A 14,891-nucleotide genomic window follows, 5' to 3' on the forward strand; every position below is an offset into this window, starting at 1 on the left:
ATAATTTCGTTTGCTTTTACTAAATCTTCCGGAGTATCGATTTCTACTCCTTCCTGATTAGTAACTACCATTTTTATATTTTTACCATATTCTAAATACCGAATACATTCTATTTTTTCTGAAGCTTCTAACGTCCTCATTGGTAATCGATAAAAATCCAGAATGGCTTGTTTTCTAAATGCATAAATCCCTTTATGCTTATAATACGTGTGTGCTACTTTTTGATCTCTTGGATATGGAATAGGTGCACGTGAAAAATATAATGCATAATCATCTTTATCCACGATTACTTTTACACTATTGGTATTCACAATATCATCCAAATCATTCATAGGTGTCATCAGACTCGCCAAGTCTATTCGACTGGCATCATCTTCATAAAAAACACTCAGTACTTTCTCTAAACTCTCTTTATCGGTAAATGGCTCATCTCCCTGAACATTAACTACAATGTCAATATCCATATTTTCAACCGCCTCCGCAATTCTATCGCTTCCGCAATCGTGTTCCTTAATGCTCATTATAGCTTTTCCTCCGTGAGAAGTTATTTCTTTAAAAATAATATCACTGTCGGTTACTACATATACATCACTAAATAGTGACGAATTGATAGCCGCTTCATAAGTTCTTAAAATAACTGTTTTACCTCCTAGATCCTGCATTAATTTTCCCGGAAATCGAGTCGCACCGTATCTCGCGGGAATCATCGCGATAGTCTTTAATTTAGTTTTGTTCAAAATTGCTTTCTTTTGCCTACCTCAAAAATAACTTTTTTAAATCAATTTTAAGAAAACAGAGAACATAGTTTTTATAAAAATTCTGATCCTAGACAAAATTATCTATAATCAACGATGCACCCAGAAAACAACACTACACTCATATATAATGTATATTTTTGTTTTTGACAGTTAAAATAATAAACAGAGTATCTACACTTGTAAAAACTTTCGGATGGATGACTTAATTTTCCCTGAAAAAATCATCTTTAAAACCTATCATATACAATTTTTCCTTGGCGCGTGTAACTGCAGTATACAACCATCTTAAATAATCTTTATTAATCCCATCAGGCAAATAAGGTTGTTCTATAAAAACTGTATCCCATTGTCCACCTTGTGATTTATGACAAGTAATTGCGTAAGAGAATTTTACCTGCAACCCATTAAAAAACTTATTATTTTTAACACCAATAAATTTTTTATATTTTGACTTCTCTCCCTCAAAATCTAATAATACCTGTTGATACAGTTTATTAGACTCTTCGTAAGATAAAGACGGTGACTCTGAGGTAAGCGTATCTAATATCAGTACCGTATCTATGGGCGGCTGATCAGGATAATCCACCATGCTCATTTTAACCTCTGCAAACCGGAAACCATACAGTTCCTTTATCGCATATATTTCCATTACTTTGATAATATCACCATTGGCAATAAAACCAGCCTGACTCTTATTATCTAACCAATAATAGTTATTCTTTACAACCATCAGGTAATCTCCTGCCGATAATTCTTCTTCCTGAAAAAGAATTCTGGATCTTATCTGCTGATTATACATATTTGCTCTTTTATTAGATCTCAAAATAATAACAGATTCTTCATGACCAGAGCTGGCATAAGAATCATTTAGTGCATCCATTATTTCGTGACCATCCACAAGCCTAATCACATCCGGATAATTAGAAATATCAAACTTAAATGACTCATAAAAACCATCGTTCAATAACTCTCTTAACAATGTAGCGTTCATCAAAATCCCACTATCCTCCGCCTGGCGTACCACTTCATCTAATTCTATCTCTGTAACCTCTTGATTAAACCCCATAGATAGTGTATCTGCATCCAGAGCGGGACTTACTTCTAATTTTACTGGCGGTAACTGCGCTGTATCCCCTATAAATAAAATTTTACAATTATGTCCTGAATACACAAACATCATCAAGTCATCCAATAAAGACCCATTTTCGAATAATTTACTATCACTAGGAGTATCAGGGATCATAGATGCTTCATCTACAATAAAAATAGTATTCCTGCTTTTATTTTGTTTCAGCTGAAACGCCATACCACCACTACTATTTTTTTTTGGATAATAAATAGCACGGTGAATGGTCATAGCATGTTTGCCAGAATAATTACTTATTACCTTAGCAGCACGACCTGTTGGAGCTAATAAAACTGAATTTAATCTTGCTTTTGACAAGTTTTTGACCAAAGTGCCTATTAAAGTTGTTTTTCCTGTACCTGCATATCCTTTTAATAAAAAAAGAGAGTTCTTAGCATTCGACAAAATAAAAACCGCCAGCTTATGAAGTACAACATCCTGTTTTATAGTAGGTTCAAAAGGAAAATCATTTTTTAATAATTGATAAAATTCTGTTTCCTTCATGAAATATATGTATTCATTATATCTTTATTCTGTTAATAATTCAAAGATACCAATGATTTTTCGGCTATAAACTTTTACGATAAAAAAAAAATTGTAGATTTGCGTATACACTAATATCTAAAAGCTAAATTAAAAAATGAAAATTGTTCTTCAATTAGTTCTATGGGTGGTAATCGCAGCATTAGGATACCTGGTATACGATTCTGTTATGGGCCCGGTTAGATTCAATAAAGTAAAAGAAGTAAGATATGCCAAGGCAATAGAAAAGCTAAAGGACATCCGAAAATCTGAATTAGCTTTCAAAACCGTTACAGGAAAATATGAAGGGAATCCGGAAAAATTGATTGCTTTTTTAGACACCGCTAAGTTTACTCTTACACAACGTAAAGATTCTAGTTTCATTCGATTTAATAAAGTATTAGATATAGATGAGCCAAGAGATACTATTGTTATTGATACGCTCGGATATGCATCTATTAAAGATTCTTTATTTAAGGATGGACCGACATATAAGGATATGATGTCTTTTAAAATTAATGATAAAGACATTAACATTGACCTAAAGTCAAGTTATATCGATAAAAATGGTATCAGAATACCTGTTTTTGAAGCTAAAGTTCGTAAAAGTGATATCTTGTATGATCTGGATAAAGATTTAGTAGCACAAGAAAACACAGTAAAATCAGTTGATGCAGTAAATGACTCTCTTGTTTCTGTAGGCTCACTGACTGAAGTAAAGACAGCAGGCAATTGGCCAACATCTTATGGTGCAAACGACCAATAATAGTACAGAAAATGCAAAATATACATTATCCATTCAGGTAAGCCTGAATGGATTTTCTTTTTGCATAGTAAATTCTAATATTGAAATCATCAAGTTAGAACGTGAAAATTTTGGTATACAATTATCTCCAGAACAGGTATTAGAAAAAATTAAACTTGCTTTTGATCAAAACCAGAATTTGAAACAAAATTTTAGCACTATAGAGGTAATTTATCAAAATGATCTCTATTCATTAGTACCTAAGGCCTTATTTGATCCAGAAGCGTTAGGAGAATATTTAAAATATACTACCAAGGTGTTAAGTACTGACTTTATCGTATACGATGAGTTAAATCCATATGAGCTTATGAATGTTTATATTCCATATACCAATATAAACAATTTCTTTTTTGAAACATTTGGAGCATTTACCTATAAGCATACCACATCTATCCTGTTAGAGCATATACTTTATAAAGAAAAAAATAATGATATCCCTGTTGTTTATGCACATATGTCTCTCAAATATTTTGACCTAATTGTAATTGACAAAGGAAAACTAATACTCAGCAATTCATACCCACACGAGACAAAAGAAGATTTTCTATACTACCTCCTCTTTGTTACCGAACAACTAAGGTTAAATCCAGAAGAATTTAAGTTGTTTTTTCTTGGTGATATTACTAAAGACAGTGATTACTATGCCATTGCACATACATATATCAGAACAGTCGCATTTGGAAATAGAAATAATTCTATTACATTATCTCCAGAAATTCAACCGATTGAACCCCATCAACATTTTACATTGTTAAGCCACTTTTAATATGAGAATAATTTCAGGAACTTATAAAGGGAAACGACTACAGGCACCTAAAAAATTACCCGTGCGCCCAACTACAGATATGGCAAAAGAAGGGTTATTTAATATATTGAATCATCATTTTATATTTTCTCAAGTAACTTTATTAGATCTTTTTGCGGGAACCGGTAATATCAGCTACGAATTTGGGTCACGGGGAACACAACAAATTACAGCGGTTGATGCTAATTATGCATGCGTTAGTTATATCAAAAGTATTGCTACAGAGCTCGACTTTCCTATTGATGTTATAAAAAGTGATGTTTATAAATATCTGGAAAAGTCAAAATCACATAGGAAATATGATCTGATTTTTGCAGATCCACCCTATGACTTTAGTGTAGAGCAGTTTAAAAATATTGCCACCTTAGTTTTTGAAAAAAATCTACTTCAGGATGATGGGCTTTTAATTATCGAACACTCTAAACATACAAATATTGAAGATGCTCCAAATTTTAGAAACTCCAGAAAATATGGCGGATCTGTTTTTAGTTTTTTTGAGAAATCTGAGTAGATGTTAATATAAGCTTATTTAAGGACGAGAAATCATAACAACAAAAGCCACTTATCACTAAGCTGCTTTTATCTTTATTTATAATCCTAGATCTAACCAAGCTGTGAAGGTACCAGTTGCAAACTGGCACTATAAAGGATCAACCCAAACGCCTTCATCCTTTTTGTGACCATTTCTACATCTAATGGAAAATGGTGTTCTAGCTAAAATATTACAAATACTACATCTATTAATAAAAACTAAATCTTTATGTTCCCTCAAAACCCTATCAATAGTCTCTTTATAAAATTTTATTTTATCTGAATCATTAATTGATTTTCTTTTCATTTTTTTTGATTCGTATATGATTTTATGCCATGTTTTTACTTCTTCTTCTGTTAAGGGTTCTCCGTAATATTTAAAAATATATTTGCGTAACTCTTCATACTCATTCATTTTTTTATTCCTCTTCTATTAACTTAGCTTCTTTTACATCAAGTTTATTATTCTCTAGATGTTCTTATCTGGGATTTTAATGCTAAAAAAGCGTATTCTTAAAAATAATAAAAGCTGCTTATCACTAAGCAGCTTCTATCATTTATTTTACTCATACTCAAAGCTGTCATGGTACCAGTTGCGTACTAGGCACTAATAATAACGGTATACTAAGACCATCAGAGGCTAATTTACTTACAAGAGGTAGTACCCAACTCTTCTTTAGATGGATTATATTCATTACCTGTAACTGTGTAAACAGAACTTTTTATTTCTGTGTTCTGTAACCCACAAAAATCCTTTAGATTCGTGTTGTTTTCTATAACACAACCATTCTCAATCGTTTTTAAATTAGATAAGTCTGTTAGCGTTTCTAAAGAAAGATTATTTTTTATAAAAAGTGTTATCCCTACTCTTGTTATCGAGGATAAAAATGCCAAATTAGGTAATGAAGTATTATTTTGAATATATGCTTGCCCTCTTATTTCTGTTACTTTAGGAAAACCCGAAATTTCAGTCAATGCACCATTATCATCTATATCCAATAACCCCAATCTCTCTAACGTGCTAAAATCTTTTATCGTTTTCAATTTCTCATTATAACCTATCTTTAAACTACCCACAGAAACTAAATTTTCAAAAGTATTAATAGACTCCAGGTTATCGTTTGATGTAATATACAAAGACGAAGCTATTTCTAAATTTTCAAGACCATCTAGAACTACTAGAGAGTCGTTCTCATTTATTAACATAAAACCATCTACTAATTTAAGCCCTGATAGACCTATAAGGTTTTTTAAATCCGGGTTCTCTTGGATAAAAAATGTACCAGTAACTTTATTAAGATTCTGCAAGGATGAAAGATCATCCGTACCTGATATTTCTAAATCACCTACTATTTGAGTATATCCCAATACTGTAAAATCTTCTAGTTCTTGCTGAGTAGTTACAATAATATTACCTGTATATATCTTTTCCTCTACACTTACAACTTCTTCTTCAATAGTAGTATCAGAATCTCCGCCATCATCCTTACTACATGCTTGAAAAATCAAAACCTGTATCAACACTACTAATCCATACTTTAATACTCTAATCATTTTTATTTATTTTAATTAATTATTTAAAAAAAGCTACTTATCATTAAGCAGCTTTTATATATTCTTTATTTTATTACTCTACCAAGCTCTGACGGTACCAGTTGCAAACTGGCACTAGCCATCATGGCATACTAGAACGAGCGGAGGAACGGACATAATCTTTATTACGTTTATTTTTTAATAAAATTTCTGAAAGCCTATACTCTTCTTCATTAATATCTGTACCTTTTTTAATATACCATAATTTTGGAATTATTTTCACAATTCGTTTAGCACTTTTAACATATTCTAAATCATCCACTTCTTTCATAGTGTCTAGATAATAAAAATATAACAGTATTAAAGTTGACTCATCAATATTACTTTCAGGGGTTTTATCATTATTTTTTGAAAAATCATATAACAAATTAAAAAAAGTTTTCTTTTCTACAACCTCTGGAAAATTATTACTCATAGAGATAATAGAATAATTAAACCTAGTTACATCTCCTTTTTCAAAGTTCTTCAAGCAATTATTAATTAAATTAAGAAAGCTAACATTACTAGAATACTCTAGGTTTTGTATCATTTTAAAATCATAACCTACTTCCCTAACATTTATTTTTTCCTCTTTATCTAAAAAAACAACAAACTTTATGGTTTCATCTGAGCCTATACTATCCTTTAATTTATAAACTAAGTAAGAAATCAAAATATCTTGAAAATCAGTCTCTAATATATTATAAGGCTTTTTAATTGCTATTGATACCTGAATACCTTCATCTATCTCATCAATTATAACATTAGCATTGATACCTAAATTTTCTAATTCCAAGTAAACATCTTTTTTTAAATCTTCCATCCTCATATTTCCACAACTAAAAACGAAAATTGAAATGATGAAATAAATAAAAAAATTAAAACAATTTTTAAAATTCATAACTACAATTTAATTCTGTTAAACTCACCGCTTTTGATTCTTTTCTCTATGTTTTCTTTATTCCACTTATTAAAAACAGGGTGATCTTGATGATATATCAATATCTCTTGTACCCGCAAAATTGAATCCAATTCAGTTTGTAAACCACTAACCTCAACTTTACTTATACCATTCTTTGAATCCGAAATAGAAACTCCTCCCCCAGGAACCCCAACAGCTACTCCTGCCATATTTATATTATAAACATCTCCTACTGTGGAAACATTTGTATATTTACCCCCAACTCCTAAAGGGGAAATGAATTGACCTGATATAGTAATGGATTGAGTTTTTTCCAACAAACCTTTCAAACTAACTGCTTGTGTATCCAAAAAAGTTATTGCCCCCAATTGAGCAGAAGCATCTGCTCCTGGAGATTTTGCAATTGCCATAGCAAGCCCAGCAGAAGATATTGAAACAAATGATCCTGATTCCCAAAACGGCAACTTTTCAGGAACAAGAAACCCCATAGCTCCTGCATAGGCACCTAATCCAAATCCCCCAGCTACATCTTCACTACCAATCATAGTTGTAAAACCAGAATTCATAGGCTCTGGATTAATATAAACCTCAGATCTAGGATAATTTAGGTATAAATTCAAAACATCTCCTTCATTAATATTTAGATTTCTATATACACTACTATTTACATCACTCAGATTCTCCGTATTTTTCCAATCTCCTTTTGATATATAATCACTTCTATTCCAAGCTACAATATCTTGCCACGTAACCGCTGGTAAATTATGGGCTTCTGCAAAATCATTTACTTCTTTCGCTACTTGAGTTGGACCATCTCCATCTTGAACTCCATATTCTGTTCCTTTACCATTATTATCAACTATAACTTCAAGACCTTCCAATTCATAACCGTCTATTACCCTATTTTCAGAAAATGCATATGGAGAATTATACGCATACTTTTTAGCCAATGGATCCACAGCAAAAAATCTACCCACTCTAGGATCGTGCATCCTAAACTTATAGTTTACAGAATTCCCTTCCCCTTTGATCTCATTGTCTAGCTCCTGTCCCTGGAAGCCATACCTGTAATCTGCACTGTTACCGTGTCTATTCGGCAGTAACATCCCAAAAGGATAGTAGTCACTATATGTAAGAACGTCTGGAGTGAAACTTGTTACTCCACTCTGTAAAGATACTAATTTCCTATCAGTAACTACACTTAATACATTACCTAAGTGATTAGATAATTCATACCGTTTATCTCCTACCACATTAGTGAACATATTTTTGATCAATGTGCTCCCTTCTTCAACCTTGATTCGTTTTTCTTCTAGTCCTAATCGGTTACTTCCATAGATATGATGTTCTGTTAAGAGAAGGGTCATTAAATCTTTATCAGTTACAAAAAATCTCCTTTCTTATAAATCCTGAATTCAATTGATAGTACAATTATTTTCTAAAATCTTTAATCTCTTTTTGAAACTGAATAGATATCTTGTCTTTGCTTATTTTTTTAACAATAATATCCCCTACCTGACTTCTATTACGTACTCGCTTTAAAATACCATTCACTCGTAAAAGTCCTAATCTAGAAGTACTTTCTTTGGATTTAACAAACCCTAAATATTCAATTTTTGGCCAAGGTTTTGATGACTTTACTTTAGAGACCTTTCTGGGTTTTGATGAAGTAGTTATTACTTTTTTCTTTTCGCGTCTTATTTTTCCTAAAAATGGATCACGTTCCGGAATAGTAAGACGGAATGTATCCTTCTTACGCAAAAATGTTTGTGAAGGTTTTACCAATACATCTGCAGTTACCACAGTATCAGTTGTCATAAAATAAGGAGCTGCAAATTTATAAGTTACCACTCCCCAAATTAAAGCTACTGCAATGATCAATATTTTATTTATTTTCTTTTTCTGCATTAGTTAATTACAAATTGTCCGGTTTCATTATAATCATCTTATATAGTTAATTTATTACCCCTAAAAAGTGACTTTTTTTACAAATCTTTCAAAACTATAGATTTTTCAAGATTTATTTCCATTAAAGAATGGTTTCAAAAATTACTGTTTACGTCAATAACTTTGAAAAAACTACTTATTTAAAAATAAATTTCTTGTTAATTTGGCAAAAAAACTCAAAGAAGTATCTTCGCGCCCATGTGGATGTATTTGGGTTTATTATCGGCTTTATTTTTAGGTTTACACAATCTTTGTAAGAAACATGCAGTACATGGTAATGAAGCATTTCCAGTACTTCTGTGTACCACGTTATCTGGCTTATTATTACTTGCTCCTGTGTATGTACTTTCTAGATTTTTACCAGAACATATGCAGCAATATGGTTTTTATATTACTGAAGTTTCCTGGAGAGTACACGGATTTATATTTATAAAATCTGTGATTATGGCGTGCTCTTGGGTATTAGCATATCAAGCCCTTAAGCACCTGCCCATTACGATCGTTACCCCAATACGTTCTGGAGGTCCTTTTTTCACATTCATAGGTGCTATTTTTATATATCAAGAACGCCCTAATTTCTGGCAATGGATAGGTTTTTTTATAATCTTACTTTCTGTGTTTTTATATGCTAAGGTTGGTAAGAAAGAAGGAATTAATTTTAAAAAAAATAAATGGATATTTGCAATTATTGGCGCTACATTTTTAGGAGCTTCCAGTGGATTGTATGATAAATTTTTAATACAACATCAAGGACTACAACCTCAGACCCTCCAATTTTGGTTTTGTTTGTATGTTGTACTGATACTTTTAGGCATACTAACTATTACCTGGTTTCCATTCCCACAGAAAAGAAGCACTTTTATATGGAGATGGAGTATTCCGATCGTAGGTATCTTATTACAAGCTGCTGATTATTTTTATTTTAAAGCATTACAAGACCCCGAGGCTTTAATCATGTTATTATCTGCTATCAAAAGAAGTCAAATATTTATCGCGGTAATCGCAGGAGGACTCATATTTAAAGAAAAGAATAAACGAAAAAAATTAATTCCTCTTTTTGGTATTTTATTGGGTGTTGGATTAATACTATATACTTAAATTACTACAAAGACTATCAGGATTGAATAATGTAATGACACATTACATCAAGATTTCTACTAAATTTCAATAAGGAAGAATAATAAGAATTGTACTTTTATGATACTGTCATAAAAATCGAGCTACAGAGTCCATACCCCTATTTCCTACTGTAGCTCTTGATTTTTTTTAGTAACAACATAATAAACCTAAATGCCTACCACAGTATTTAAATTTGTCATTACCTATATATAAGTGTCTTAATGAGTAGTTTTATTACCCTATAAATCCACTTTTTTTTATCTTTTTTTTAAAATTATTACAAAACAATTTTAAATTCTATGCAACTTCCTCTCCTACAGAAGCTTGCCAAATCATAAACCATTCTTCATCGGTTAGCTGAATAGTCATCGATTCGACTGCAGCTTCTATTCGATGTATTTTTGTAGATCCCATAACTGGTAAAATTCCTGATGGATGTTTCATAACCCACGCCAATACTATCTGATCAGAAGTTGTATTGTATTTTTTGTTTAATTGATTGACCACTGTATTGATTCGCATTACTTGAGCTGTTGGTCTTTTATCAAAAAATATACCTCCTCCTAAAACGGAGTATGCCATTGGCTTGATTTTATGTAATAAACATTGATCTAATCTACCATCTGTGAATGGACTTAACTGTAACGGAGAAATCTCAATTTGATTGGTTTGCAAATGGACATAAGAATTCAACATATCAAATTGGGTAGCTGTAAAATTAGAAACTCCAAAATTCAATACTTTCCCTTCCGATTTTAGTAGTAAGAATGCCTCTGCTATTTCTGATGGATTCATTAAAGGACTAGGTCTATGAATCAATAACATATCGATATAATCGGTTTGCAAATTCTTCAAAGACCTTTCTACAGATTCAATAATATACGTTTTGGTAGTTTTATAAGATTTAATCAAGTTTTGTGGACGGTTTGGTGTAACCAATCGAATTCCGCACTTGGTAATTAATTGAACCTGTTCTCGTATAGAAGATGCTCCTTTCATCGCATTTCCGAATAATGCTTCTACAGTATAATGTCCGTAAATATCAGCATGATCAAATGTGGTTACACCTATACTAAGACAATCTTCTATCAGTTTACGACACTGTTCTACAGATAAATGTATGCCCCAATTCATACATCCTGCCACTATTCTAGAAAATTTTGGGTCTTTTTCTGATATTAACATGCTCATAATTCTTTAAGTTATGGTCATGAAAAAGGGATTTGTATATTAACTATGACCAAATTAAATATCTAACGTATAATAGTTAATAATCGATTGCTTCATAAATAACCCGCTGAATCTCTGATCTAATATTATTATATATTAGTTTTCGATTTTCTGCATTGGGAAATGTACGGTTACTAAGGAACACAAAAACAATCTCTTCTTCTGGATCTGCCCATGTTAAAGTACCGGTAAACCCACTATGGCCAAAACTTTCCATTGATATACATCCACAAGTTGGTCCTGAAGAACCTAATTGAGGTTTATCAAACCCTACGCCTCTTCTTACCCTCCGATCACAATATGTACAGGTGTTAAATTGATCAAATATCTCCTGCCTTATGTATTGCTTCCCTCCGTAGTATCCTTTATTAAGATACATCTGCATTATTTTTGTTACATCATTGGCATTAGCAAATAAACCAGCGTGACCTCCAACACCACCAAACATGGCTGCTCCCTGATCATGAACGTATCCATGAATGACCTGATATCTAAACGAAGTATCATTTTCTGTAGGCGTAATTCGTTTTTTATCAAATCTATTTAATGGTAAATAACCTGTATTATTTGCTCCTAAAGGAGCATAGAAATGTTCTTGAGTAATTTCTGCTAATGAACTACCGTAATAATTTTCTATATACGATTTCATCAAATAATAAGGCAAATCGCTGTACTTATAACTTAATCGATCACGTAATTCGCTCTCCTTGATTCTTAACATTAAAGAATCTTTCATATCATTTCTAAGATACAGGTTATTGGCAACCTTAATGCCAAACTCTTCTGAAGCTTTATTCGTATAATACTTTTTATCAGGTTTTGAAGTAACTGTATCTAAGGTTTTTATATAAAATGGAATCCATGCTTTTAATCTTGCATAATGAGATAACATAGATCTTATTGTGATATGTTCTTTATTAGATCCTACAAAAGAAGGCAATAAACTACCTACCTTAGAATCTAATGAGATTACCCCTTTATCTGTAAGCTCCATAGTTACTGGGAGTGTCGCTAAAATTTTAGTTAATGATGCTAAATCATAAATATCAGAACTCTTTACTTTTCTGGTTTGATCATACGTATGATACCCATAACTTTTATCAAAAATAACTTTCCCTTTTCTTGCTACAATTAGTTGTAAACCCGGAGCCATCTTTTCACTTAAAGTTATTTCTACTATAGAGTCAATACGTTTCAACTTATATGAATTCATACCAACAGATTCCGGAATCCCATAAGAAAGTCTTTTTAATGATTTTGTATCATATCCCGTTCCCTCTGGAAAATCTTCTCCAAGACTAACAGGTAATCTCCCTGTTGCTTCAATAGCTCCAAATAACAATTGCGCTGCTTTTTGTTGTGCTGTTTTACTATTTTGATATGCCATCAAAATACCCTTAAAATTTGCAGTTGTTTGTAAGTCCAACACAGCATAGGGCATTGAGAAAACACTTAAAACTGTATTGTTTAGGCGTGCAATTTCATATAACCAGACTAATTCTTTATCCGTAAATTTATAATCCTTCCAGGGATTTGCATTTGATTTATGCAACCCGACAATAACATAATTATAAGCTTTTAATTTCTCAATAATATCGGACAACTGTGCGCCTTTTATCCAATCCACCTGTGTGTATTTATTCATCTCTTCATAAAATATATCCCCAGAATCATCTCCTAAAGAAACATAAGCGATTTTTTTAAGATTAAGGTTCTTAACAGGTAAAATTGCCTGGTCATTTTTAATTACTGTGAGCGAATTTTCTACCAATTTTTCATGAAGAACTTCATTACCTATGCTATTCAATTCTTCAGTTAGATATGCTGCTTCTACTTCTTTATATTTATGAAGACCTACCTTGTATTTTGCAAATAATATTTTACGGACAGAATGTGCTAAACGTTCCTCTGTGATTGCTCCAGAATAATATGCAGACACTATTTTCTGAGATGCAAGAGGTACATTCTCTGAAATCAGTAGAATATCATTTCCTGCTAAAAAAGCCGCTAGATCAATATCTCCGGGTGATTTAAAATCTGAAGCACCTTTCATATTTAAGGCATCTGTAATGATTAAACCATTAAAATTAAGACTATCTTTTAATAATTTAGTAACTACATTTTCCGAAATTGATGAGGGATATCCTGATCTGGGTTCCAAGCTTGGAATATTGAGATGTGCAGTCATCACACTAGATAATCCTTCATTAATTAATGTTTTATAGGGATAAAGCTCTATACTATCAATTCTATGTTCGTCAAAACTGATTGTAGGCAGGGTTTTATGTGAATCACTATCTGTATCTCCATGACCAGGAAAATGCTTAGCACTTGATAATATACCTTCTGTCTGCATTCCTTTCATAAAGGCAAGCGATTTTGCCGTTACATTATCTTTATCTTCTCCAAACGAGCGATTCCCAATGATTGGATTTTTTGGATTTGTATTTATATCTACTACGGGAGCAAAATTAACGTGCACTCCCAACCTTTTGCAATGTTTTGCTATTTGTTTCCCTGTTTCTTCGACAAGGCTATTATCCTGAATTGCTCCTAAAGTCATATTCCATGGAAATGCTTTGGTAGAATCTAATCGCATTGCTAAACCCCACTCTGCATCCATACCGATTAATAATGGTATTTTAGAAAGTTGCTGATATTCATTTGTAAGCTTTGCTTGTCTTTGTGGTCCTCCTTTAGAAAAAATAATTCCACCAATAGAAAAATCTTCTATTAATTTATGTATTTTATCAGTTTCCTGTTTACTTTTAGAAGAAAATACATCAACCATAAATAATTGACCTACTTTTTCTTTTAATGTCATCCTATTATAAATACTGTCAACCCATCTTTGTTGAGATTCATATTCCTTTTCCAAAATCAATGGATTTGCTTGTTGAGAAAAGCAGGCAATAGAACAAATGAAAATAATATAAGAAATTTGCTTTTTGATAGTTTTTTGCACAAAAATTAATTTAAGAAACGGTTATGCCAGCTTTCTTTTGCAGGTACTTCCCAATCAGAACGATACTCAGCAATTGTATTAACCAGATTATTAAAAACAATAGTATTAGGCGATACTGATCGATTTTTAGCCATCTTTCTAAAATCTGTTAACGATTTATATGCTACATATTCTCCTTGTTTATAAGATACATTCATTTTATCCATAAGATCTACCTTATAATCAGTTTCTAATTGCTGAATAAAATGTACGGAAGCATCAATAGAGCAACCTGTTGCCTGATTTATATTTTGATCCAGAGCTATCGTTATAAACCTTTTATACTTAATTTCATATCCAGCATTGAGATCAGCTCCGTGCGCAGTCCATTTAGTAATGAATTGATCTAATTTATTTTTTATTTCTTCTAACTCCTCTGGTGTAAAGGATCTATTCGCTTGATAAATCCAAATCTTAGAGGTTTCTGGTAGTTTATTAAATTCTACTAACATCTGCTTTCTTTTTATTTCCTAAAATAACAAAAACTATTTTTAATTGTTGCAACAAAAAAGAGTTAATATGCATAACATATTAACTCTTTTTTCAATTA

Annotated in this window: 13 protein-coding genes and 1 pseudogene; 4 read left to right on the plus strand and 10 right to left on the minus strand. The window is 31.8% G+C overall.

What is annotated here, in order from left to right; translation table 11 throughout:
• Nucleotides 1-2: 2 nt before the first annotated feature.
• Nucleotides 3-707: pseudogene (gene kdsB, locus ABD816_RS09380) on the minus strand (3-deoxy-manno-octulosonate cytidylyltransferase); the annotation flags it as partial.
• Between the two features lie 253 nt (nt 708-960).
• Entirely contained in the window at nt 961-2,388 is a 1,428-nt protein-coding gene (locus ABD816_RS09385; protein ID WP_344926731.1) for an ATP-dependent DNA helicase, read from the minus strand.
• Between the two features lie 136 nt (nt 2,389-2,524).
• On the opposite strand from ABD816_RS09385, the gene ABD816_RS09390 reads away from it, so the two are divergent.
• The 3 genes from ABD816_RS09390 to ABD816_RS09400 are packed head-to-tail and all read left to right on the plus strand — an operon-like array spanning nt 2,525 to nt 4,527.
• Nucleotides 2,525-3,172 (plus strand): hypothetical protein, encoded by a 648-nt coding sequence (locus ABD816_RS09390; protein ID WP_344926733.1) that lies wholly within the window; start codon nt 2,525-2,527, stop codon nt 3,170-3,172.
• A complete protein-coding gene (locus ABD816_RS09395) occupies nt 3,153-3,977 on the plus strand; it encodes a DUF3822 family protein (protein WP_344926734.1) in 825 nt (274 codons plus the stop codon). The genes ABD816_RS09390 and ABD816_RS09395 overlap by 20 nt, the downstream gene beginning before the upstream one ends.
• A 1-nt stretch (nt 3,978) precedes the next feature.
• Entirely contained in the window at nt 3,979-4,527 is a 549-nt protein-coding gene (locus ABD816_RS09400; protein WP_344926736.1) for an RsmD family RNA methyltransferase, read from the plus strand.
• A gap of 129 nt (nt 4,528-4,656) precedes the next feature.
• Here the strand turns inward: ABD816_RS09400 and ABD816_RS09405 are convergent, their stop codons facing one another.
• The 5 genes from ABD816_RS09405 to ABD816_RS09425 all read right to left on the minus strand — a co-directional run bounded on the left by ABD816_RS09405 (nt 4,657) and on the right by ABD816_RS09425 (nt 8,949).
• Nucleotides 4,657-4,962, minus strand: a complete 306-nt coding sequence (locus ABD816_RS09405; protein WP_344926738.1) for a hypothetical protein — start codon at nt 4,960-4,962, stop codon at nt 4,657-4,659.
• A gap of 230 nt (nt 4,963-5,192) precedes the next feature.
• Nucleotides 5,193-6,101, minus strand: a complete 909-nt coding sequence (locus ABD816_RS09410; protein ID WP_344926740.1) for a hypothetical protein — start codon at nt 6,099-6,101, stop codon at nt 5,193-5,195.
• A gap of 121 nt (nt 6,102-6,222) precedes the next feature.
• Nucleotides 6,223-6,942: a hypothetical protein gene (locus ABD816_RS09415; protein WP_344926742.1), complete on the minus strand. Its 720-nt coding sequence runs from the start codon at nt 6,940-6,942 to the stop codon at nt 6,223-6,225.
• Nucleotides 6,943-7,022: 80 nt separating this feature from the next.
• Nucleotides 7,023-8,408, minus strand: coding sequence for an RHS repeat domain-containing protein (locus tag ABD816_RS09420; RefSeq protein WP_344926744.1), 1,386 nt, complete (start codon nt 8,406-8,408; stop codon nt 7,023-7,025).
• Between the two features lie 64 nt (nt 8,409-8,472).
• Nucleotides 8,473-8,949, minus strand: coding sequence for a hypothetical protein (locus ABD816_RS09425; protein ID WP_344926745.1), 477 nt, complete (start codon nt 8,947-8,949; stop codon nt 8,473-8,475).
• A gap of 237 nt (nt 8,950-9,186) precedes the next feature.
• Between ABD816_RS09425 and ABD816_RS09430 the strand changes: the two genes are divergently transcribed.
• A complete protein-coding gene (locus tag ABD816_RS09430) occupies nt 9,187-10,086 on the plus strand; it encodes an EamA family transporter (RefSeq protein WP_344926748.1) in 900 nt (299 codons plus the stop codon).
• A 318-nt stretch (nt 10,087-10,404) separates the two neighbouring features.
• On the opposite strand, the gene ABD816_RS09435 is transcribed toward ABD816_RS09430, so the two are convergent.
• The 3 genes from ABD816_RS09435 to ABD816_RS09445 all read right to left on the minus strand — a co-directional run bounded on the left by ABD816_RS09435 (nt 10,405) and on the right by ABD816_RS09445 (nt 14,793).
• Complete coding sequence (locus ABD816_RS09435; protein WP_344926749.1) at nt 10,405-11,298, minus strand: aldo/keto reductase; 894 nt, start codon at nt 11,296-11,298, stop codon at nt 10,405-10,407.
• A 76-nt stretch (nt 11,299-11,374) separates the two neighbouring features.
• On the minus strand, nt 11,375-14,302 hold the full coding sequence (locus tag ABD816_RS09440; protein ID WP_344926751.1) for a serine hydrolase domain-containing protein: 2,928 nt from the start codon (nt 14,300-14,302) through the stop codon (nt 11,375-11,377).
• Between the two features lie 5 nt (nt 14,303-14,307).
• A complete protein-coding gene (locus ABD816_RS09445; protein ID WP_344926753.1) occupies nt 14,308-14,793 on the minus strand; it encodes an ABC transporter ATPase in 486 nt (161 codons plus the stop codon).
• Nucleotides 14,794-14,891 lie beyond the last annotated feature (98 nt).

The sequence above is a fragment of the Aquimarina addita genome (assembly GCF_039539305.1).
GTDB lineage: Bacteria > Bacteroidota > Bacteroidia > Flavobacteriales > Flavobacteriaceae > Aquimarina > Aquimarina addita.

Bases quoted from the DNA above. Each gene is read 5' to 3' on its own strand.
- ABD816_RS09385 (WP_344926731.1), bottom strand. From the start codon at position 2,388: ATGAAGGAAACAGAATTTTATCAATTATTAAAAAATGATTTTCCTTTT.
- ABD816_RS09390 (WP_344926733.1), top strand. From the start codon at position 2,525: ATGAAAATTGTTCTTCAATTAGTTCTATGGGTGGTAATCGCAGCATTA.
- ABD816_RS09395 (WP_344926734.1), top strand. From the start codon at position 3,153: ATGGTGCAAACGACCAATAATAGTACAGAAAATGCAAAATATACATTA.
- ABD816_RS09400 (WP_344926736.1), top strand. From the start codon at position 3,979: ATGAGAATAATTTCAGGAACTTATAAAGGGAAACGACTACAGGCACCT.
- ABD816_RS09405 (WP_344926738.1), bottom strand. From the start codon at position 4,962: ATGAATGAGTATGAAGAGTTACGCAAATATATTTTTAAATATTACGGA.
- ABD816_RS09410 (WP_344926740.1), bottom strand. From the start codon at position 6,101: ATGATTAGAGTATTAAAGTATGGATTAGTAGTGTTGATACAGGTTTTG.
- ABD816_RS09415 (WP_344926742.1), bottom strand. From the start codon at position 6,942: ATGGAAGATTTAAAAAAAGATGTTTACTTGGAATTAGAAAATTTAGGT.
- ABD816_RS09420 (WP_344926744.1), bottom strand. From the start codon at position 8,408: ATGACCCTTCTCTTAACAGAACATCATATCTATGGAAGTAACCGATTA.
- ABD816_RS09425 (WP_344926745.1), bottom strand. From the start codon at position 8,949: ATGCAGAAAAAGAAAATAAATAAAATATTGATCATTGCAGTAGCTTTA.
- ABD816_RS09430 (WP_344926748.1), top strand. From the start codon at position 9,187: ATGTGGATGTATTTGGGTTTATTATCGGCTTTATTTTTAGGTTTACAC.
- ABD816_RS09435 (WP_344926749.1), bottom strand. From the start codon at position 11,298: ATGAGCATGTTAATATCAGAAAAAGACCCAAAATTTTCTAGAATAGTG.
- ABD816_RS09445 (WP_344926753.1), bottom strand. From the start codon at position 14,793: ATGTTAGTAGAATTTAATAAACTACCAGAAACCTCTAAGATTTGGATT.